At 68.6% G+C, this 19,415-nt stretch carries 18 protein-coding genes; 13 read left to right on the top strand and 5 right to left on the bottom strand.

Going from position 1 to position 19,415, the window contains the following annotated elements:
* The first annotated feature begins 433 nt into the window (after window positions 1-433).
* The 5 genes from ABD104_RS28405 (at window position 434) to ABD104_RS28385 (ending at window position 5,535) form a co-directional block, all read left to right on the top strand.
* Window positions 434-1,411 carry an NAD-dependent epimerase/dehydratase family protein gene (locus tag ABD104_RS28405; protein ID WP_343928700.1) on the top strand — a complete coding sequence of 326 codons (978 nt, stop codon included), beginning with the start codon at window positions 434-436 and terminating at the stop codon, window positions 1,409-1,411.
* Window positions 1,412-1,515: 104 nt separating this feature from the next.
* Window positions 1,516-2,520, top strand: coding sequence for a TRAP transporter substrate-binding protein DctP (gene dctP, locus ABD104_RS28400; protein ID WP_343928699.1), 1,005 nt, complete (start codon window positions 1,516-1,518; stop codon window positions 2,518-2,520).
* Window positions 2,521-2,562: 42 nt separating this feature from the next.
* The gene (locus ABD104_RS28395) at window positions 2,563-3,048 is read left to right on the top strand and encodes a TRAP transporter small permease (protein ID WP_343928698.1); all 486 of its coding nucleotides are present in this window, start codon (window positions 2,563-2,565) and stop codon (window positions 3,046-3,048) included.
* Between the two features lie 7 nt (window positions 3,049-3,055).
* The gene (locus ABD104_RS28390; protein ID WP_087783041.1) at window positions 3,056-4,351 is read left to right on the top strand and encodes a TRAP transporter large permease; all 1,296 of its coding nucleotides are present in this window, start codon (window positions 3,056-3,058) and stop codon (window positions 4,349-4,351) included.
* 125 nt (window positions 4,352-4,476) lie between these two features.
* On the top strand, window positions 4,477-5,535 hold the full coding sequence (locus tag ABD104_RS28385) for a porin (RefSeq protein WP_343928697.1): 1,059 nt from the start codon (window positions 4,477-4,479) through the stop codon (window positions 5,533-5,535).
* A 16-nt stretch (window positions 5,536-5,551) separates the two neighbouring features.
* Here the strand turns inward: ABD104_RS28385 and ABD104_RS28380 are convergent, their stop codons facing one another.
* The gene (locus ABD104_RS28380) at window positions 5,552-6,664 is read right to left on the bottom strand and encodes a mandelate racemase/muconate lactonizing enzyme family protein (protein WP_343928696.1); all 1,113 of its coding nucleotides are present in this window, start codon (window positions 6,662-6,664) and stop codon (window positions 5,552-5,554) included.
* A gap of 34 nt (window positions 6,665-6,698) precedes the next feature.
* Entirely contained in the window at window positions 6,699-7,676 is a 978-nt protein-coding gene (locus ABD104_RS28375; RefSeq protein ID WP_343928695.1) for a Bug family tripartite tricarboxylate transporter substrate binding protein, read from the bottom strand.
* 131 nt (window positions 7,677-7,807) lie between these two features.
* Between ABD104_RS28375 and ABD104_RS28370 the strand changes: the two genes are divergently transcribed.
* Window positions 7,808-8,737, top strand: a complete 930-nt coding sequence (locus ABD104_RS28370) for a LysR family transcriptional regulator (RefSeq protein ID WP_279815888.1) — start codon at window positions 7,808-7,810, stop codon at window positions 8,735-8,737.
* A gap of 145 nt (window positions 8,738-8,882) precedes the next feature.
* Window positions 8,883-9,740: a universal stress protein gene (locus ABD104_RS28365; protein WP_343928694.1), complete on the top strand. Its 858-nt coding sequence runs from the start codon at window positions 8,883-8,885 to the stop codon at window positions 9,738-9,740.
* Between the two features lie 5 nt (window positions 9,741-9,745).
* On the opposite strand, the gene ABD104_RS28360 is transcribed toward ABD104_RS28365, so the two are convergent.
* Window positions 9,746-10,678, bottom strand: a complete 933-nt coding sequence (locus tag ABD104_RS28360; protein WP_087838561.1) for an AraC family transcriptional regulator — start codon at window positions 10,676-10,678, stop codon at window positions 9,746-9,748.
* A 149-nt stretch (window positions 10,679-10,827) separates the two neighbouring features.
* Between ABD104_RS28360 and ABD104_RS28355 the strand changes: the two genes are divergently transcribed.
* Window positions 10,828-11,811 carry a Bug family tripartite tricarboxylate transporter substrate binding protein gene (locus tag ABD104_RS28355; RefSeq protein WP_279815892.1) on the top strand — a complete coding sequence of 328 codons (984 nt, stop codon included), beginning with the start codon at window positions 10,828-10,830 and terminating at the stop codon, window positions 11,809-11,811.
* A gap of 4 nt (window positions 11,812-11,815) precedes the next feature.
* Window positions 11,816-13,438 carry a sulfatase family protein gene (locus tag ABD104_RS28350; RefSeq protein WP_343928693.1) on the top strand — a complete coding sequence of 541 codons (1,623 nt, stop codon included), beginning with the start codon at window positions 11,816-11,818 and terminating at the stop codon, window positions 13,436-13,438.
* 8 nt (window positions 13,439-13,446) lie between these two features.
* On the opposite strand, the gene thpR is transcribed toward ABD104_RS28350, so the two are convergent.
* On the bottom strand, window positions 13,447-13,989 hold the full coding sequence (gene thpR / locus ABD104_RS28345; protein WP_343928692.1) for an RNA 2',3'-cyclic phosphodiesterase: 543 nt from the start codon (window positions 13,987-13,989) through the stop codon (window positions 13,447-13,449).
* A 22-nt stretch (window positions 13,990-14,011) separates the two neighbouring features.
* Window positions 14,012-14,977: a glycerophosphodiester phosphodiesterase family protein gene (locus ABD104_RS28340; RefSeq protein ID WP_279815900.1), complete on the bottom strand. Its 966-nt coding sequence runs from the start codon at window positions 14,975-14,977 to the stop codon at window positions 14,012-14,014.
* 155 nt (window positions 14,978-15,132) lie between these two features.
* Here ABD104_RS28340 and ABD104_RS28335 point away from each other — a divergent pair, with 155 nt between their 5' ends.
* Genes ABD104_RS28335 through ilvD form a run of 4 tightly spaced genes read left to right on the top strand, consistent with a single transcriptional unit; the run spans window position 15,133 to window position 19,400 of the window.
* A complete protein-coding gene (locus tag ABD104_RS28335) occupies window positions 15,133-16,449 on the top strand; it encodes an aromatic ring-hydroxylating oxygenase subunit alpha (RefSeq protein ID WP_338616530.1) in 1,317 nt (438 codons plus the stop codon).
* Entirely contained in the window at window positions 16,446-16,952 is a 507-nt protein-coding gene (locus tag ABD104_RS28330; RefSeq protein ID WP_087838555.1) for an aromatic-ring-hydroxylating dioxygenase subunit beta, read from the top strand. Before ABD104_RS28335 ends, ABD104_RS28330 begins: the two co-directional genes overlap by 4 nt.
* Window positions 16,953-16,962: 10 nt before the next feature.
* Window positions 16,963-17,649 carry a GntR family transcriptional regulator gene (locus tag ABD104_RS28325; RefSeq protein WP_338616529.1) on the top strand — a complete coding sequence of 229 codons (687 nt, stop codon included), beginning with the start codon at window positions 16,963-16,965 and terminating at the stop codon, window positions 17,647-17,649.
* Window positions 17,650-17,687: 38 nt separating this feature from the next.
* A complete protein-coding gene (ilvD, locus tag ABD104_RS28320) occupies window positions 17,688-19,400 on the top strand; it encodes a dihydroxy-acid dehydratase (RefSeq protein WP_087838553.1) in 1,713 nt (570 codons plus the stop codon).
* The last annotated feature ends 15 nt before the right edge of the window (window positions 19,401-19,415 follow it).

Genomic DNA, 19,415 nt, shown 5'->3' with positions numbered 1-19,415 from the left:
ATCGGTGTTCGGCAGGCGATGATCTTGGCGGCTCCCAGCGGCCTGGGGTCGGTCAGCAGCGGCTTCGTCTGCGAAAATGAATAAATCAGGTCCGACTCGGTACGCATGCGCTCGTGGGCGACTTCCGAGATCGTACGCTTGGGTGCCTGGGCCATGGTGTCTGGAGATTTGCCTGGAAAGGGCGCGCCGTTTCCTGCCTGGCCGCGCCGTTGGGTATGAAGGAAATTATAAATTCTTTCATTCCCGGGCCGAAGTCCATTGCTTCGATTCGCTGGCGAAACACACCAGATTCCTCGTGCCGCAAGCCTTACAGCGCTTGCGGAACCCTTAGGGGATTTCCCTTTAAAATGTAAATTAACAAGGAATTTATATTTACTGCAAAAAATTCGATGGATAGAATGCGCCGCATAAGCAATATCCAGCGGCGAATTCCATGGCCATCCTGATTACCGGCGCGGGACTGATCGGCTGCCATACCGCCCGTCTGCTGACGGAGCGGGGCGAACGGGTCGTGCTCTACGACGCCTGCCCCATTCCCGGCGCGATTGCCTCCATCGTGGACGATTCGCGGGCCTCGGTCGTAACCGGCGACGTGACCGACCTGGATCATCTGGCGCGCGTGGCCGAGCAGGAAGGCGTCGACCGGGTCGTGCATACCGCCGCCCTGCTGTCCAATGCCATCCGCCGATCGCCGCTCGACGGTATCCGCGTCAACGTGATGGGGACCGCCAACATCCTCGAGCTTGCCCGTCGCCTGGCGTTCAAGCGCGTCGTGCTGGCCAGCTCCACCACCGTCCACTACCCGGCGTTCGGCGATTTCGCCGGTCCGGCCTTCCCCGAGGACTACCCCATGCGCATGCTCGCTCATCGGCCGGCGTCGATCTATGCGGGCACCAAGGTCGCCGCCGAATACTTCGGCCTGCTGTACCGCGATCTCCATGCGCTGGACGTGGTCGCGTTGCGCTATGCCGCCGTGCTGGGCGGATGGTCCGGTCCTGGCACCTCGGTGCCCGGCAAGCTGCTGGCCACCTTGCTCGAAGCGGCCCGTGCCGGCCGCGAGGCGGTGATCGACGATCCGCTGCTGGTCTGGGAGGGGGGCGATGAATTCGTCGATGCCCGCGATTGCGCCCGGGCCAACGTCGCCGCGCTCGATGCGCGCGAGCCGGCACAGGGCGTCTACACCATAGGCAGCGGCGCGCTGCATCGCTTCGATGACTTCGTCGATGCGGTCCGCGCGGCGCACCCCGGGCTGCGCGTGCGGTTGGCGGTCACGCCCAAGGGCGGATTCGCCGGTTTTCCGCACATACGCCATACGCCTTCGGACATCTCCGCCGCGCGCCGCGAACTGGGTTGGGCACCCAGCCATGCGCTGGCCGATTCCGTGCGGCACTTCTTCGAACACATGCCCTAGTACGGCTGCGGCCGGCGGCCGCGCAACCCCGCATCCAGGCGTTCCGTGCCACCCCGAAGGGGGAGGCGGGCCCCTTTTTACCCGACTTCAGAGGAATCATGACCATGGACAAGAGGACCTTCACAAAGATCGCCGGCGCGCTGGGCCTTGCGGCGGCGCTGGCGCTGGCGCCGGCGCTCGCGCTGGCCGCCGATCCCATCAAGCTGCGCGTGTCGTCGGCGGCGGCCGACACCGACTGGCTCTCGGGCGGCCTGCGCGTGTTCAAGGAGCAGCTCGAGAAACTGGCCCCGGGCAAGTTCGCGGTCGAGGTCTACACCGGCAGCTCGCTGTTTCGCCAGGGAACGGAGGTACCCGCCCTGCAGCGCGGCAACCTCGAGATGAGCACGATGACCACGTTCGAGGTCGAACAGCAGATTCCCGAGTTCTCGGTGTTCTCGTCGGGCTACCTGTTCCGTGACTACGCGCATGCCCGCAAGGTGTTCGACAGCGACATCGGCAAGGCCTACTTCGCCGAGGTGGCCAGGAAGATGGAGCTGCAGATCATCGAGCCCATGTACCTGGGCACGCGCCAGGTCAACCTGCGCGACGGCCGCGCCGTGAAGACGCCGGCCGACCTGTCCGGCATCAAGCTGCGCGTGCCGGGCGGCCCCGGCTGGGTCGCGCTCGGCAAGGGCCTGGGCGTCACGCCCACTCCCATGGCGGTGTCCGAGGTCTACCTGGCCTTGAAGACCGGCGCCATCGATGGCCAGGAAAATCCGCTGCCCATCACCAAGGCGAACAACTTCCAGGAAGTCACCAAGACCATCGTGCTGACCAGCCACCTGGTGCAGCCGGTGTTCCTGACCATGGCCAAGAAGAAGTGGGACCAGATCGACGCCGCCGGCCAGCAGGCCGTACGCCAGGCCGCCCGCCTGGCCGCCGACTACAACGACCAGGGCCGCATCAAGGAAGAAGCCGAGATCGTGGATTTCTTCAAGAGCAAGGGCCTGACGATACAGACGCCGGACCTGGCTGCTTTCCGCGCGAGCGTCGACAAGGAGTACGCGCAGGCGGGCATTGCCGCCAAGTGGCCCAAGGGACTGAAGGAAAAAATCGAAGCGGTGAGGTAGGCAGCCATGTACCGGAAAGGGTTCGTTCGCCTGCAGCGAGGCATGGAAGCGCTGTGTACGCTGGCCTTCGTGGCGATCTTCGGGATTTCGCTGCTGGGCATCGTGATGCGCTACGTGTTCTCCATGCCGCTGGTCTGGACGGACGAGCTGGCGATGGTGCTGCTGCTGTGGGTCGTGCTGTTGACCGACGGCCTGCTGCTGTCCGATCGCGAGCAGGTGCGGTTCGACGTGGTCTACGACCTGTGCGGACCGCGCGGCCGGCGGGGCATAGGGTTGCTGGCGTCACTGGCCATCGGCGTGACCTTCCTCGTCTCCCTGCCCACCATCTACGACTACGTCGCCTTCCTGTGGCGCGAGCGTACCTCGGTGCTCGATTGGCGCCTCGATGCGGTGTTCAGCTGCTTCGTCGTCTATTGGGTGGCCGTCATCGTGCGTGCCGTCATCCAGTTCTGGCAGCTGTTGCGGCCGGACTGGCGCGAGCGCGTTGCTGACGACGCGCCTGAAGAAAACTCCAACATCCTCGGCTGATCGTTCCATGAGCACCGCATTCCTGGCGCTGTGCGCCGTCGTCGTCCTGGGCGCCGTGCTGCGCTTCCCGGTCGTGCTGATCATGTTCTGTTCCGGCGTGCTCTACCTGTGGGTGAGCGGGCAGGACCTCGGCATCATCGTCGACCAGACCCTGAATTCGTCGTTCGAGATGACCGTATTGATCGCTGTGCCCATGTTCATCCTGGCCGGCAACGTGATGAACGCCGCCACCATCAGCGAGCGGCTCTGGGGCGCGGCCGACGCCCTGGTGGGCCGCTTTCGCGGCGGGATGGGCCACGTCACCATCCTGATGAACCTGGTCATGTCCAGCCTGTCGGGCAGCGCGGTGAGCGAGGCCGCCGGCGCCGGGATGGTCGCCACGCGCATGATGCGCAAGGTCGGGAATTATCCCGGCGGCCTGTCGGTGGCGATCACCGCGGCCGCGTCCTGCCTCGCCCCCATGGTGCCGCCGTCGATCCCGATGGTGATCTATGCGCTGATCAGCGGCGCCTCGATCGGCGCGCTGTTCATGGCGGGCATCGTGCCGGCGCTGATCATGACCGTCGCGCTGATGGCCATGATCGTGTGGATGGCGCGCCGCCACGACCTGCCGCGCGGCCGCGCGGTGCCGCTGTCCGAACTGCCCGGCGTGCTGGCGCGCACCGCGGTGCCCATGACGCTGCCGGTCATCCTGCTGGGGGGCATCTGGACCGGCATTTTCACGCCCACCGAGTCCGCCACGGTCGCGGCCTTCTGGGCCATGGTGCTGGGCGTGCTGGTCTACCGCAACGTCGGCCTGCGCGGCCTGGCCGCCGTATTCGTGCAATCCATGCGCCAGTCGGCGGCGGTGATGCTGCTGATCTTCAGCTCCTTCATCGTCAACTACGCCTTCACCTCGGAAGGGCTGAGCCAGTCGCTGGCGGGCTACGTCATGGGCCTGGACCTGTCGCCCGTGATGTTCCTGCTGCTGGTCAACCTCATGTTCCTGGTGCTGGGCACGGTGCTCGACGGCGCCGTCATGCTGCTGGTGCTGGTGCCGGTGCTGCTGCCCGCGGTCCATGCCTTGGGAATCGACCTGGTGCATTTCGGCGTGGTCGCGACGCTGAACTTCATGATCGCGATCATCTCGCCGCCCTACGGATTGATCCTGTTCGTGCTGTCGGCGCTATCGGGCGTTCCCATCGGACAGATCAACCGCGCGATATGGCCGTTCTGCTTCCTGTTGGTCGGCGTCCTGCTGCTGCTGGTGCTGTTCCCTGGACTGTCGCTGTGGCTGCCCAGGATGTTCGGCTACGGAGCCTGACCGCGCCATGTGATCCACGGCGGGACGCGGGCTTCCGCGGCTCGCCACCCACGGTTTGCCGGCCGCCACCCACGCCTGGCCGGCAACGCCTCTCTTCCAGCCCTGTGCTCATAGAAGGAAATGTCATGAAGCTTCGCACCCGACTTCTGCCCGCTCTCCTGGCGACCTGCGCCAGTGCGCCCCTGTTCGCCCAGACCTCCAGCGTCACCTTGTTCGGGATCGTGGACATGGGCTTCCTGCATGACAGCGGCAACGCCGCCGGCACCAACAACAAGCTCAACTCGGGCATCATGTCCGGCTCGCGTTTCGGCCTGATGGGCAGCGAGGACCTGGGCGGGGGCAACAAGGCCATCTTCATGCTGGAAGGCGGCGTCAACGTCGATAACGGCAGTTCGGCCCAGGGCGGCACGCTGTTCGGCCGCCAGGCCTGGGTCGGGCTCGAAGGCAGCCTGGGCCGCCTCACGCTGGGCCGCCAGTACACGACCGTGGCCATGGCGCAGGTCGAGTTCGATCCCTTCTCGACCGGCATGACCGGCACCTCGGCCAGCCTGATCTCGGCCGGCGGCCAGGGCGGAAGCAATCGCGCCAACAATGTCGCCAAGTACTACCTGGGCCACGCCTCGGGTTTCAATGGCGAGCTGTCATATGCCCCGGGCGAGGTCGCAGGTTCCAGCAGCACGAACTCGCAACTGGGCGCCTCGGTGGGCTACACCAGGGGCCCGTTCGGCATGAAGATCGCCTACGCCAAGGCCAACGATGCCGTCGCCCCGGGCAAGGACGCCAAGATGACCTTCATCGGCGCCAAGTACGACTTCGGCGTGGCCACCGCCTTCGTCAACTACGTCATCAACCGCGGATCCATCGTGCCCGGCACGGTCAACGACAAATCCGAGGACCTGCTGCTGGGCGCGCGCATTCCCGCCGGCGCGCGCGGCCGCGTCATCGTCTCGTTCATCAACAAGAACGACCGCACCGCCGACAACCATGACGCGCGCCTGTACGCCATCGGCTACGTATACGACCTGTCCAAGCGCACCAGCCTGTACACGTCCTACACCTACATCGACAACAAGGCGTCCAACACCTCGCCCACCGGCTTCTACAAGGTGTGGAACGCCAACGACGTGGGCAATGCGCTGGCCGGCAACCAGGCGTTCGCGATCGGTATCAACCACCGGTTCTGAGCCGGCTCGTCCGCCTTCAATCCGTCCGGTACCGCTCGATGAACTCCGGATCGAAATCCACGCCCCAGCCCGGCCCCTGGGGCAGCATGTAGTGCCCGTTCGCTATCGCGCCGCGTCCGATCAGCATCTGGTGGAAGATCGGGTCCCGGTCGGGATGGTGGGTTTCGACATAGGTGCCGTTCTCCACCGCGGCCAGCAGGTGCGAGCCCACCATGGGCTCGCCGTGGTGGCCCATCTGCACGCCGAAGCAGGCCGCCATGCGCGCCACCCGCAGCCAGGCGGTGGGGCCGCCGCCCCAGCTCGCGTCCAGGTTGCAGACATCGATGGCGGCGTCCAGCATCAGGTCGCGGCAGTCCTGGGTGGTGATCTCCGACTGGCCGGCGGCGATGGGCATGCCCGTCTGCGCGCGCAGCAGCGCCAGGTCGCGCCGGTCGTCGTCCCAGTGGCAGGGCTCCTCGAACCAGCGCAGGCCCAGGTCGGCCGCCTGCCGGCAGAAGGCCAGGGCCTGGGTGCGGCTCCAGGCACGGTTGGCATCGGCGAACAGCACGAAATCGTCGCCGCCCGCGCGCCGCGCGGCGCGGGTGCGCGCCAGGTCTTCCTCGACTTCGCGCCCGCCCACCTTGAACTTGCAGCCGGCCAGGCCCAGCGCGCGGTATTCCTCCATCTCGGCGCCGTAGTCCTGCGGCGCGTAGCCCTCGCGGTACTGGCCGCCGATGGCGACGATGGGCAGCGCGTGGCGCGCGCCGCCCCACAATTGGTAGAGGGGCAGTCCGGCGCGCTTGCCGAGCAGGTCCCACAATGCGCTGTCCACGCAGGCCACGGCGCGCACGGCAGCCCATTTGTCGCGGCCGCCGCGATGGGTGGATATCCACATGCGCGACCACAGGGTTTCGATGGCGGTGGGGTCCTGGCCGATCAGCAGCGGGGCCAGTTCCCGGTCGACGATCTCGCGCGCCTGGCGATGGACGTCGAAGTTGCCTTCGCCGTTCACGCAATGGCCGACCAGGCCCTGGTCGGTATGGATGCGGGTGACGATGGCGTTCTTGCGGGGCACGCTGTAGACGCTGCCGCCATAGTCGCGATTGAGCGCGATGGTCAGCAGGATGGTTTCGACGCGGACGATTTTCATGCGGGGTTCCTGCGTGGGGCGGCGGGGGCCGCGGTCATTGCTTGGGGATGCCGGCGTGTTCGACCAGTTCGATGTAGGTGCGGGCCTCGGTCGGGATCATCTGCGCGAGCTGCTCGCCGTCCAGGACCTGGGCCTCGCCGAAGGTCTCGGTCAGCTTGGCGACGTTGTCCGGCGCCGCCATGACGGACTTCGCCGTCTGGCGCAGCGTGCGCAGCACGTCGGCGGGCGTGCCGGCCGGCGCGAACAGGCTGATCCAGTTGACGACCTCGACGCCGGACACGCCGGCCTTGGCGGCGGTGGGCACGTCGGGCAGCTTGCTGTCGCGCCGCGATCGCAGGATGGCCAGCGGCCGGACCTTGCCGGCCTCGATGTTGCGGAGCTGGTTGGTGAGCGAGTCGAACATGACCTGCACGTGCCCGCCGGCCAGGTCGGTGGCGGCGGGAGCGCCGCCCCGGTAGGGGACGTGGACCATCTTGGTGCCGGTACGGGCCTGGAACAGCTCGCCGCCGAAATGCTGGACGGTGCCTATGCCCGACGAGGCGTACGACAGCTTGCCGGGGTTGGCCTTGGCGTAGGCCACGAGTTCGGCCAGCGTGCGGACCGGAAGCTGGCTGTTGACCACCACGACCTGTCCGGGCGTGACGATGCCCCAGACGGGAGCGAGATCCTTGACCGGGTCGTAGGGCAGCTTCTCGTACAGCGCGGCGGCGAAGGAAATGGGCGATGCCGTGGTGACCAGCAGCGTGTGGCCGTCGGGCGCCGCCTTGGCGACGTAGTTGGCGCCCACGGTGCCGCCGGCGCCCGAGCGGCTTTCGACGACGACGTATTTGCCCCAGGCCTGTTCCAGGTTCTGCGCGACCAGGCGGCCGACGTACTCGACCGGCGAGCCGGGCGGGAAGGGATTGACGATGTGCACGCCCTTGGACGGAAAGTCGGGCCGGGACTGGGCCTGGGGCGCGCCGCAGGCCAGCAGCGCCGCGAGGGCCAGCGCGGGGGCCAGCAAACGTTTCATGGATGCCTCCTGTTGTCATGGGCGCCGCGAGGCGGCGCCTTGGAAGCCAGGCAGTATCATCGTCGGGGGCGGTCCGGGGCAACGGGCCGCTACCCTATATGAGATATAGGTAATGGCCTATCGGAGGACGCATGATCAGCCTGTCTCCGCGCGGACTCGAGGTGCTGGTGGCGGTGGCCGAGACCGGCAGCTTCGCCGGTGCCGCCCGGCAACTGGACATCGCCCAGCCGTCGGTCAGCCAGCACATCCAGATCCTGGAGCGCAGGGCGGGAACAGCCCTGTTCCTGCGCCAGCGCGGCCGGCGCGCCACGCTGACCGAGGCGGGCGAGCGCGTGCTGGCGCATGCCCGCGCGGTGCTGGACGACGCGGCGCGGCTGTCCGAGGACCTGGGCGGCGGCCGGGGGGCCGGAGAACGGCGCATCGTCTTCGCCTGCCAGCGGCCGGTGGCCAATTCGGTGCTGCCGCCGGCGCTGGCCGGCTTCGCCCGGGAGCATCCCGAGTACGAGCTGGCCATGGTGGCCGGCACGCTGGACGAAGTCCTGGCGCAGTTGCGCGACGGCACCGCCGACCTGGCCTGTTTCCTGAGCCGGTGGCCGCAGGAGGGCGTGGCCGGCCGGGCCATCGGCGTCGAGCGTTTCGCCCTGGTTGCCGCACCCTCGCATCCCCTGGCCGGACGCGCCGCCGTGCCGCCGCGGGAGCTGGCCCGGCACAAGTTCGTGCGGGCCGCGCACCGTTCGGGTTTCTCGATCCACATGGCCGACATGCTGCGCGCCGCGGGCATCGCCGGCACGCCGGTGGCCTCGCGCGCCACCGAGTCCGGGATGGTGCGGGAACTGACGGCGGCGGGAGTGGGCATCTGGTGCGTGCTGGCGAAGACGGTCCGGCAGGACGTGGAATCCGGCCTCCTGGCCGAGCTGTCGCCCGGCGGGCCGCCCATGACCATGGGTTTGTGGCTGGCTCATGACGAGCGGCGGCCGTTGTCGGCGGCGGCGCGGCGCCTGGCGGACTACATCGAGGCCTGTTCCACGGCCGAGCGCGAGGCCCCTCGCGCGTCATCGTGATTGGCAGGGTCGCCTTCCGTTGGTATCGTAGGTCCGACGGGGACGCCGCGCGATCCGCGGTCTTCCCGTCCCGCCTCCGGATCCTCGCCCGCCCAACGGGCCGCAACACGCGCGCCGCCGCGTCCGCCACACCAGGGAGATCAGCATGGAAGGACCCTCCACCGAAAACCTGCGTTGCATCCTGCTTGCCACCGACCTGAGCGCGCGCTGCGACCGCGCCCAGGACCGGGCCGTGCAACTGGCCCGCGAGCACGGCGCCAAGCTGATCGCGGTGTGCGTGAACGAGACGTCGCTGGGCGACGTGCTGACCGCCCGCCGCAGCCAGGTGGTCGACCGCAACGCCGCCGAGCGGCGCTTCCGGGCCGGCCTGGGCAGCGTCGACGTCCAGGCCGAACTGGTGCTGGAAACGGGGCATGCGGTCGAGGTCATCCGCAAGACGGCCGAGGCACGCCATTGCGACCTCATCGTCACCGGGGTGGCCCGCGACGAGACCCTGGGCCGCCTGCTGCTGGGCACCACGGTCGAGAAGCTGGCGCGCGAGGCCGCCCAGCCCATCCTGGTGGTGCGCGAACGCCCGCATCACGACTATCGCGATTTCGTCGCCGCCGTCGATTTCTCCGAGGGGTCGCGCCAGGCGCTGCAAGCGGCCCTGACGCTGTTCCCGGATGCGCGCCCGCTGTTGTTCCACGCCTTCTCCGCCCATAACGCCCATGCCGAGGCGGCCGTGGTGGAGCAGGCAAGGGCGAAGGCCGACAACGAAGTGACCGAGTTCATGAAACGGAACGCGGCGCTGTTGAACCGGCCCGACATCGAATGGAAGATCGAGCACGGCCTGCCGGAAGACGTGCTGCCCGACTACGTGGCGCGCCATCCCACCGAGCTGCTGGTGGTCGGCACGCACGGCCGCACGGGAATACTGCGCACGGCCATCGGCAGCGTGGCGGAACAATTGATCCAGCACACGCCCTGCGACGTGCTGATCGTCCGCCAGCGGCAGCCCTGATTGGCTCAGCCCGCGCGCCGCCCGTATTCCCCGGGGGGCACGCCGGCCCAGCGCCGGAAGGCGCGGGCGAATATCTTTTCCGAGCCGTAGCCGACCAGTTCGGCCACGTCGGCCAGGCGTACCGATCCCAGCCGCAGCCGTTCGGCGGCCCGCTCCATGCGGCGCGCCGTCAGGTAGGAGATCGGCGATACGCCCACCAGTTCGCGGAAGCGCGCGCTGAAGCGTGATCGCGACATGCAGACCTCGTCGGCCAGCGAGGGCAGGGTCCAGGGTTTCTCGGGCCAGCGGTGCATCAGCATGATCGCCTGCGCGATCTTGGGGTCGGCCAGGCCGCGCAGCCAGTTCGGCTCGGTGTCGCGGTGCCGCAGCAGGTAGGCGCGCAGCACGTGCACCATCAGCAGGTCTCCCATGCGCGCGGCCGACAGTTTCCAGCCCGGCTCGCGGTTCAGGCTTTCCTCGATGAACAGCCGCATGGTGGGCGCCAGGCACGAGGCCAGGTTCACGTCGTCCTCGCGCAGGTGGATCAGGCCGGGCAGGAAGCGCAGCACGGTGTTCTGCCCGACGGGGCCGTAGTCGACGATGGTGGTGAAGAGTTCGGTGGGCGTGCCGCCTTCGCCGTGGGTGAACACCAGCGGCTTTTCCCCGCGCTCGCGCATGCCGTGCGCCGCCAGCACCTCGGCGAAGGGAACGGGCGCGAGTCCCGGCTCGGACGAGATGATGTGCCGGCCGCCGCGGGGCAGCACGACGAGGTCGCCCGCCGGCACCCGCACGGGCGCCATGCCTTCGGGCTGTATCCAGTAGGGCGCGCCCCGGGCGATGCGGAACATCGCGCCCTGCAGGCCGGTGGATTCCAGCGACCACGGGGCATGCAGGGTGAAGCGGCCGGTCGTGGCGCTGTCGGCCCGGCAGCCGGACAGGACCTCGCTCAATACATCCACTTCTTCCTCCGTCGATCGCGCAGCGTCGATTTTATCGGCAGGCGGGACGAATTGCGCCCTAATGAGGCGTTATTGGGGTGGAGGCCGGCCGATTTTCAGGGAAGAATCTGCCCTTCTTCGCGTTCGCCTCGTATCCGATAGGTGCCCCTATGTACGCATTGCTCCGCAAATTCGCCCTGGTCCTGGGCTGTCTGCCGCTTGCCGCGCTGACCGCGCATGCGCAAGGGAACGATTTCCCCTCCAAGCCCATCACCATCATCGTCGGCTATCCCGCCGGCGGCGGGCCGGACATCGGCGCGCGCATGCTGGGCGAGAAGCTGGCCGCACGCCTGCACCAGTCCGTCATCGTCGAGAACCGCCCGGGCGTCAGCGGCATGATGGGGGCGTCCGCCGTCGCGCGTGCGCCGGCCGACGGCTATACCCTGCTGTTCGCGCCCAACACTTTCCTGATCGCTCCCCACGTGCTGCCCAAGGGCGCGAACGTGAACCTGGACGTGCTGAACGACTTCGTGCCCATCGTCGCGCCGTCCAAAGGCGCGATGATGATGGTCGCCCATCCGTCGCTGGGCGTGAAGAACGCCAAGGAGCTGGTCGCGCTGCTGAAGAAGCAGCCGGGGCTGGCCTACGCCACGCCTGGCAGCGGCTCGCCCATGCACATCGCCGGCGAACTGTTCAAGAAGTCGGCCGGCGTGGACATGCTGCACGTGCCCTACAAGGGCGTGGCGCCGGCGATCGCCGACGTGCTGGGCGGCCACGTGAAGATCACCTACGCCAGCATCGGCGTGGTGGCACAGCACATCGCCGCCGGCCGCCTGGTGGCCCTGGGCATGGCCGAGAAAGAGCGTTCGCCGCTGATGCCCGACCTGCCCACGCTGGCCGAGCAGGGCTACCCCAACACCGCGACCGGCGCCTGGTACGGCGTGTTCGCGCCCAAGGGCACGCCGCCCGCCGTGGTCGAGAAGCTGAACCAGGAGTTCAACACCGTGCTGCGCCAGCCGGACACCGCCGCCAAGCTCAAGCAGCAGTGGGAAGTGCCGCTGGGCGGTTCGTCCGAGGACCTCGCCCGCATGGCCAGGGCCGAGTACGAGAGCTACGGCAAGATCGTCAAGGAATTCAACATCTCGGCCGATTGATCGCATGGATCCACGCGCTTCCAAGCGGCCCAACATCCTGCTGGTCATGACCGACCAGCAGCGGGCCGATCACCTGGGCTGCTACGGCAATCCCATCCTGCGCACGCCGCACCTGGACGCACTGGCGCGCGACGGGGTGCGGGCCTCGCAGTTCTACGTGGCCAGCCCCACCTGCATGTCCAACCGGGCTACGCTGATGACCGGACGCATGCCCTCGCTGCACGGTGTGCTGCACAACGGCATCCCGCTGTCGCGCGAGGACGTCACCTTCGTCGAGCTGCTGCGCGACGCGGGCTACGCCACGGCGCTGATCGGCAAGTCGCACCTGCAGAACTTCGGCTACAACAATCCGCCCATCCGCGGCTGGGAAAACCTGAACGGCGGCACGCCGCCTTCCGAGGCGATGAAGGATGCGCACCGGCATCACCGTCGCGGCCGCGAGTACGACAACGAGTGGACGCCGTACTGGAAGGCCGATCCGTCCTTCCATGTACAGACGCCGTTCTACGGCTTCGACGACGTGCGCCTGTGCACCTTGCACGGCGACCGCGTGCAAGGCGACTACGCGCGCTGGCTGGCCGAGCGGCATCCCGATCCGGACAGCCTGCGCGGCCGCGAGAACGCCATTCCCGACGACCGCTACGATTCGCCGCAGGCCTGGCGCACGCGCATGCCGGTGGAACTGTATCCCTCGATCTACGTGGCCGAGCAGACCTGCGAGTGGCTGGCCCGGCACGCGCGGCGGGACGATGACGCGCCGTTCTTCATCCAGTGCTCGTTTCCCGATCCGCACCACCCGTTCACGCCTCCCGGCAAGTACTGGGACATGTACGACCCGGCCGGCATTCCGCTGCCGCCGTCCTTTCACCAGGAGAACATGCCGGCGCTGCTGCGGGCCGTGCACGAGCGCACTCGCGCGGGCGCCTCGCGCGAGGCCTACGTGCCGTTCGCCCTGAACGAGCGCGAGTGCCGCGAGGTGACCGCGCTGACCTACGGCTCGATCAGCCTGGTGGACGATTCCGTCGGCCGGGTGCTGGCCAAGCTGGACGAGCTGGGACTGCGCGAGGACACCGTGGTCATCTTTACCTCCGACCACGGCGAGATGATGGGCGACCACGGCATCGCGCTCAAGGGCGTCATGCACTATCGCAGCGTGACCCAGGTCCCGTTCATCTGGCACGACCCGCAACTGCCCGGACCCAGGCGCGGCGCGGTGGTGGACGACGTGGCGGGCACGATAGACATCGCGCAGACCATCCTGGCGCGCGCGGGCCTGGCGCCCTTCAACGGCATCCAGGGCGCGAACCTGCTGCCGGCCATCCGCGGCGAGGCCGCGTCGGTCCCCGAACGCGCCGGCATCGTGGTCGAAAGCGAGCCTTTGCAATACGCGTTCGGGCGGCCCCGCCGCTTCAAGGTGCGTACGCTGTTCGACGGCCGCTACCGGCTGACGCTGTCGGACGACCCGGCGGTGTGCGAGTTCTACGACCTGGAAGCCGACCCGCACGAGGTCGAGGACCTGTGGAACGAACCGTCGGCCCGAGGCCAGCGGGATCGCCTCGTGGCCGCGCTGGCGGTGGAGATGATCCGCCTGTCGGAAAGCTCGCCCCTGCCCAGCGCGCAGGCCTGAGGCGGGCGTCAGGCCAGGTCGAAGCGGAACAGCGCGGCGTAGCGCCGCTCCGATCCGGCCGGCGCCGAGGCATACAGCCCCAGGGTGCCGAAGCGTGCCGGCGGAACCGCCGGCATGGGCCTTGGCAGGTCCGGCATGGACTGGCCCGCCTTGAAGCGCGCCAGCGTCACGTGCGGGCGGAAGGGGCGGCTTTCCACCGGCAAACCCATGCCGCGCACAATGGCCCGCGTGTCCTCGACCAGCCGGCGCAGGGGCGCGGGCAATGAGAAACTGGCTACCGCCACGCGGGGCCGGGCGGGCTGCGGCCAGAGTTCCAAAGACTCGCCGTCCAGCACGGGCAGGGCGCGCGCCAGGGGAGCGAGGGCCGCCTGTAGCCGGTGCTCGTGATCGGGCGTCAGGCTGCCCAGGAAAGCGATGGTCAGATGCAGGTCGGCGGGCAGCAGGCGCGCCGGCGGCAGACATGCGCCCAGCGCGGCCAGGCGGGCGCGCGTGTCGTCGTCGGGACCGAGGGCGATGAAGCAGCGGGCGTGGTCGGAAGCGGTGGCGGGCATGCCCTAGCATACCCTGGCCGGTTCAATGCGCCCGGATAGGGCCGCCCATCGTTTCTATCCGATTGGTCCAGACATGGCCGGGAAAGCGGGCCGGCACCTGCGCCAGGTCGGCCGGCGTGTCGATGCCCGAACTGAAGCCCCCGCCCGAGTAGGCGCCCATCACGATGACCTCGCTGCCCGCCTCGCGCATGCGTGCGGCGAAACGATAGGGCCAGCCCCACAATGCCCAGGCGTAGTTGACCGGCACGATCACCAGCGTATTGCGGCATGCCTCGGGCACGATGCCACTCCAGCCCTGGAGTTCGTAGCGCAGCAGGCAGGACAGCGTGGATGCGCGATCGTAGCCACGCAGCCCCGGCACGCGCGCGATGCTGGCGCGCGTGGGCTCGGCGCCGCCGTAGACGCCCATGACCGCCTCGCGCCACGCGGGATGGGCCGCGAGCATTTCCGCCAGGGCCCGGCCTTCCTCTTCCCGCCGGCTCTTGAAATTGACCAGGAAGCGGCCGCCGGGGAAGGCGTCCAGCACCTCGTCCAGCGTGGGCATCTGGCCCACGCCGCGGCCTCGCAGCGGCCAGGTCCTGCCGTCGTCGGCGGTATAGCCATGGCCGACGTCCAGGGTCCGCAACACCGTCATGGGCGTGTCCTGGGTGACGCCGTGGCCGTTCGTGCGGCAGTCCAGCGTCCAGTCGTGAAAGACCGCGAACTTCCCGTCCGGGGTCAGGTGCACGTCCAGTTCGACCGTCCGGGCGCCGGCCTCGAAGGCGGCACGCATCGAGGCGAGCGTGTTTTCCATGTAGCCGTGCACGGGCGGCCGGATCCGGGCCGCGGTGCAGGTATCGGCGTCCAGGTCCTGCACGGCATAGGTCTGGTGCACGCCGCGATGCGCCAGGGGGAGCGGGTGACCGTCGCGGGGGGCGTGGAACAGCGAGGTGTTGCCGGCCCAGAGTGCGAAGGCGGCCAGGGCCAGTAGCGCGGCGATCTTCTTCATGTCGTCGGTTTCGCAAGAGTGGGCGCAGTTTACGCCGGGGTGCGCGCGGTGGCGCGGCACGGGTAAACCCCCTGGTCATCGTGGTCACCCGCTTGCTAGGATTTGATCAAAGATCGAATATCCGATATCGAATTCTGGCGCGCCTCGGGGAATCCATGCCGGCAGACATCGCCCAGCTCATCGACGACCGGCCGGCGGACGGCGTATTCCGCGTCCATCGCGACGTTTTCCGTCGCCAGGATGTCTACGCCCGGGAAATGGACCGCTTTTTCCATGGCGGCTGGGTGTTCGTCGCCCATGCTTCCCAGGTGCCCAACCCGCAGGACTACCTCACGACCAGCATCGGCCGGCAGCCGCTGGTCGTCATGCGCGGCCAGGACGGCAGGCTGCGCTGTTTCCACAATTCCTGTCGTCACAAGGGCGCCCTGGTCTTCCACCAGCGGCGCGGCAATCGCCGCACTCATGTCTGCCACTACCACGGCTGGGCCTATGGCAGCGACGGGCGCAACCTGGGCGTCAAGGGCAGGGCCCAGGGCGACTATCCCGCCGCCTTCGACGACGACAGCCACGACCTCCAGCCGGTGGCCCGCTTCGCGGAATACCGCGGCTTCCTGTTCGCCAGCCTGGCGGCCGAGGTGCTGCCGCTCGAGACACACCTGGGCGACATCCGGCGCTTCATCGACATGGCGGTCGACCAGAGCGAGGCCGGCCTGGAAATCGTTCCCGGCGCGGTCACCTATACCTATCGCGCCAACTGGAAGCTGCAGCTGGAGAATTCCACCGACGCCTACCATTTCACGTCCACGCATCCGTCCTACCTGCGGCTGCTGGACCGGCGCTCGGGGATGGCGGGGCGCACCGACGTCGAGGCGGCGATCTGGCAGGCCGGCGGCAAGAAGCGCGAGGAAATGATGGGATCCTTCGGCTTTCCCAACGGGCACGCGCTGGTATGGACCACCTCGCCGGTGGAGAACCACCCCTTGTATGCGCGCCTGCCGGAACTGCGTGCGCGCGTGGGCGATACGCGCGCCGAATGGATGCTGCGCACGCGCCAGTGCAACATCTTTCCCAACCTGCAGCTGGCTTCCAACGCGGCCCTGCAGATGCGCGTGATCCGCCCGCTGGCGGTGGACCTGACCGAGATCACCTCTTATTGCCTGGCCCCGGTGGGCGAGGATGCCGAGCAGCGGCGCCAGCGCCTGCGCCAGTACGAGGATTTCTTCAACCCCAGCGGGCTGGCCACGCCGGACGACACGGTCACCTTCGAGGACTGCCAGCGCGGCTTCGAAAGCGGCGAGATCGAATGGCAGCAAGGCTATGCGCGCGGCATGGGGCGGGTGGTACGGGGCGCCGACGCCCATGCGGCGGAACTGGACATCGCGCCCGATACGTCGATCTCGGGGCCGTTCGAGATGAGCGACGAGACCGTGTTCCACGCGCTGTACCGCAACTGGTCGAGGAAGTTGAAATGAGCAGGCTGGCGCTGGAAGTGCAGGCCGATGCGCAGGCCGTCGTGTTCCAGGAGGCCGCCCACCTGGACGCGCAGCGCTGGGACGACTGGCTGGCGCTGTATGCCGAGGACGCGAGTTTCTGGCTGCCGGCCTGGACCGACGAACATCGCCTGTCGGTATCGCCGGACAGCGAGTTGTCGTTGATGTATTGCGCCGCGCGCGCGGGCCTGGAAGACCGGGTCTGGCGGGTGCGGTCCGGGCTGTCGGTCGCGTCCACTCCCTTGCCCCGTACCTGTCACGCCGTGACGGGATGCGTGGCGACGGCGGCCGGCGAAGGCCGGGTGCGGGTCGAGTCGGCCTGGACCTGCCATGTCTACAACGTCAAGCACCGCGACCAGCACACCTTCTTCGGCCGCTACGAGCACCTGCTGCGGCCGGAAGGCGAGGGCTGGCGCATCGCCGCCAAGAAGATCGTGCTGATGAACGACGTCATTCCCACCATGATCGATTTCTACTGCGTCTAGGATGGCCGCCATGCTCCCTGCCCTGGGCGAAATCAAACCCGTCGTTCGGTCCTCGGTGTCCGACGCGGTCTACCAGACCCTGCGCAACAAGCTGATGCACGGCGAATATCCCGCCGGCCAGCTGCTGGGCATCCAGGACCTGGCCAACGCGCTGGAAACCAGCACCATGCCGGTGCGGGAAGCGCTGCGCCAACTGGTGGCGCAGCAAGGGCTGGAACCGATGCGCAGCGGCACCGTGCGCGTGCCGCTGATCACGCCCGAGCGGCTGGACGACATCCGGCGTTCGCGCGTGCTGATCGAGGGCACGGTCACCGAATGGGCGGGACCGCGGCTGACCGCCCGCCAGCTGGACGACCTGGAACAACTGGCCGCCGAGATCACGGTGGCGCGCCGTTCGCGCGTAGGGCTGGCCGACAGCCTGGAGAAGAACCGCATCTTCCACTACACCATCTACCAGGCCGCGCAGTCGCCCGTCATGCTTGCCATGATCGACAGCCTCTGGCTGCAGTCGGGCGCCTACCTGCGCGCCACGCGCGAGTTCCTGCACACCGACACCATCGCCGCCGATCGCCTGCACGAGTCCGCGGTGGCGGCCATGCGCGCGGGCGACTATGCGCAGGCCCGAAAATTCATCGAGACCGACGTGAGCTGGGTGTTCGACCGGCTCAGCGCCGTGCCCGATGCCATGAGCCGATAAGGCCGGCAACGAAGACCCAGAATCCGGAGTAGAAGAGAATGAAGACCAAGCGCCTGAGATCCGACATCACCCGCGAGGGACTGGACCGGACGCCGCACCGCGCCTTCATGCGCGCCACGGGCCTGGACGACGAGGACATCGCCAAGCCCATGGTGGGCATCGTCAGCATGCGCGGCGACCTGAGCCCTTGCAACATGACCCACGCGCCGCAGGTCGAGGCCGCGCGCATGGGGGTCGCCTCGGCCGGCGGCACGCCGCGGGAGTTCTCCACCATCTCGGTGTCCGACGGCATAGGCATGAACCACGAGGGCATGAAGTTCTCGCTGGTCAGCCGGGAGCTGATCGCCGATTCCATCGAGGCCGTGGTGCACGGCCATGCGCACGACGGGCTGGTGGCGTTCGGCGGCTGCGACAAGACCCTGCCTGGTGCGATGATGGGCCTGGTCCGCTGCAACGTGCCGGGCGTGTTCGTCTACGGCGGCAGCGCGCTGCCGGGCCGTTTCGAAGGGCGCGACATCACGGTGCTGGATGCCTATGAAGCGGTGGGCGCGGCGCAGACGGGCAAGATGACCGAAGAGAAGGTCATGATGCTCGAGCGCGCCTGCAAGCCCACCATCGGCGCCTGCGCCGGCCAGTTCACCGCCAACACCATGGCCATGGTGGCCGAGGCGCTGGGGCTGACCGTGCCGAATTCGGCCATGGTGCCGGGCGTGTACTCCGAGCGCCTGGACATCGCTCGGCGCGCCGGCCAGATCGTGATGAAGCTGATCGAGAACGGCGGCCCGCTGCCGCGCGACATCGTCACGCGCAAGGCGCTGGAGAACGCCTGTGCGCTGGTGGCGGCCACCGGCGGCTCGACCAACGCGGCGCTGCACATTCCCGCCATCGCCAACGAGGCCGGCATCGCCTTCGACGTGGACGACGTGGCGGCGGTGTTCGCGCGCACGCCGCTGATCGGCGATCTGCGGCCGGGCGGCAAGTACGTGGCCAAGGACGTCTACGACATCGGCGGCGTGTCGGTGTTGATACGCGAACTGATACGCAGCGGGCACATCGACGGCAGCTGCGTCACCGTGACCGGCCGCACGCTGGCCGAGGAGCATGGCGCGGCGCCGGAGCCCGACGAGAAGGTCGTGCGCCGGGCCGATCAGCCCATCCTGGTCGACGGCGGCCTGGCGGTGCTCAAGGGCAACCTCGCGCCCAGCGGCGCGCTGCTGAAGGTCGCGGGCCTGGCCAAGCGCGTGCATGAAGGTCCCGCCCGTGTGTTCGACGGCGAGGATGCCTGCGCCGAGGCCGTCAGCCAGCGGCGCTACGCCGAGGGCGACGTGCTCATCATCCGCTACGAGGGCCCGGCCGGCGGCCCCGGCATGCGCGAGATGCTGGGCGTGACGGCGCTGATCTACGGCCAGCAGATGGGCGAGAAGGTGGCCCTGTTGACCGACGGCCGGTTCTCGGGCGCCACGCGCGGCATCTGCGTGGGCCACATCGCGCCCGAGGCGGCCGCGGGCGGCCCCCTGGCGCTGGTGCGCGACGGCGACCGCATCCGCATCGACGGCGACGCGCGCACCCTGGAACTGCTGGTGGACGATGCCGAGCTGGCGCGCCGCCGTGCCGCCTGGCAACCGCCGCCGCCCAATCACAAGGCAGGGCTGCTGTCCAAGTACGCCAGGACCGTGGGGCAGGCCGATACCGGCGCCGTCACCCATGCCGGGGGCGCGCAGTGGCCCGAGCCGGCGGCCCCCTCCGTTTGAACGCCACCGCCTTCG

It is taken from the genome of Pigmentiphaga daeguensis, assembly GCF_039523035.1.
Lineage (GTDB): Bacteria > Pseudomonadota > Gammaproteobacteria > Burkholderiales > Burkholderiaceae_B > Pigmentiphaga > Pigmentiphaga daeguensis.
The sequence above is the reverse complement of the archived record's forward strand: the minus strand, read 5'-3'. Positions and strand labels throughout refer to the sequence as shown.

What these genes read in the sequence shown, in the direction of transcription:
- thpR (WP_343928692.1), bottom strand. Translation starts at nt 13,989, where the DNA reads ATGCCCGCCACCGCTTCCGACCACGCCCGCTGCTTCATCGCCCTCGGT.
- ABD104_RS28350 (WP_343928693.1), top strand. Translation starts at nt 11,816, where the DNA reads ATGGATCCACGCGCTTCCAAGCGGCCCAACATCCTGCTGGTCATGACC.
- ABD104_RS28340 (WP_279815900.1), bottom strand. Translation starts at nt 14,977, where the DNA reads ATGAAGAAGATCGCCGCGCTACTGGCCCTGGCCGCCTTCGCACTCTGG.
- dctP (WP_343928699.1), top strand. Translation starts at nt 1,516, where the DNA reads ATGGACAAGAGGACCTTCACAAAGATCGCCGGCGCGCTGGGCCTTGCG.
- ABD104_RS28385 (WP_343928697.1), top strand. Translation starts at nt 4,477, where the DNA reads ATGAAGCTTCGCACCCGACTTCTGCCCGCTCTCCTGGCGACCTGCGCC.
- ABD104_RS28335 (WP_338616530.1), top strand. Translation starts at nt 15,133, where the DNA reads ATGCCGGCAGACATCGCCCAGCTCATCGACGACCGGCCGGCGGACGGC.
- ABD104_RS28380 (WP_343928696.1), bottom strand. Translation starts at nt 6,664, where the DNA reads ATGAAAATCGTCCGCGTCGAAACCATCCTGCTGACCATCGCGCTCAAT.
- ABD104_RS28405 (WP_343928700.1), top strand. Translation starts at nt 434, where the DNA reads ATGGCCATCCTGATTACCGGCGCGGGACTGATCGGCTGCCATACCGCC.
- ABD104_RS28365 (WP_343928694.1), top strand. Translation starts at nt 8,883, where the DNA reads ATGGAAGGACCCTCCACCGAAAACCTGCGTTGCATCCTGCTTGCCACC.
- ABD104_RS28375 (WP_343928695.1), bottom strand. Translation starts at nt 7,676, where the DNA reads ATGAAACGTTTGCTGGCCCCCGCGCTGGCCCTCGCGGCGCTGCTGGCC.
- ABD104_RS28330 (WP_087838555.1), top strand. Translation starts at nt 16,446, where the DNA reads ATGAGCAGGCTGGCGCTGGAAGTGCAGGCCGATGCGCAGGCCGTCGTG.
- ABD104_RS28325 (WP_338616529.1), top strand. Translation starts at nt 16,963, where the DNA reads ATGCTCCCTGCCCTGGGCGAAATCAAACCCGTCGTTCGGTCCTCGGTG.
- ABD104_RS28355 (WP_279815892.1), top strand. Translation starts at nt 10,828, where the DNA reads ATGTACGCATTGCTCCGCAAATTCGCCCTGGTCCTGGGCTGTCTGCCG.
- ilvD (WP_087838553.1), top strand. Translation starts at nt 17,688, where the DNA reads ATGAAGACCAAGCGCCTGAGATCCGACATCACCCGCGAGGGACTGGAC.
- ABD104_RS28370 (WP_279815888.1), top strand. Translation starts at nt 7,808, where the DNA reads ATGATCAGCCTGTCTCCGCGCGGACTCGAGGTGCTGGTGGCGGTGGCC.
- ABD104_RS28390 (WP_087783041.1), top strand. Translation starts at nt 3,056, where the DNA reads ATGAGCACCGCATTCCTGGCGCTGTGCGCCGTCGTCGTCCTGGGCGCC.
- ABD104_RS28395 (WP_343928698.1), top strand. Translation starts at nt 2,563, where the DNA reads ATGGAAGCGCTGTGTACGCTGGCCTTCGTGGCGATCTTCGGGATTTCG.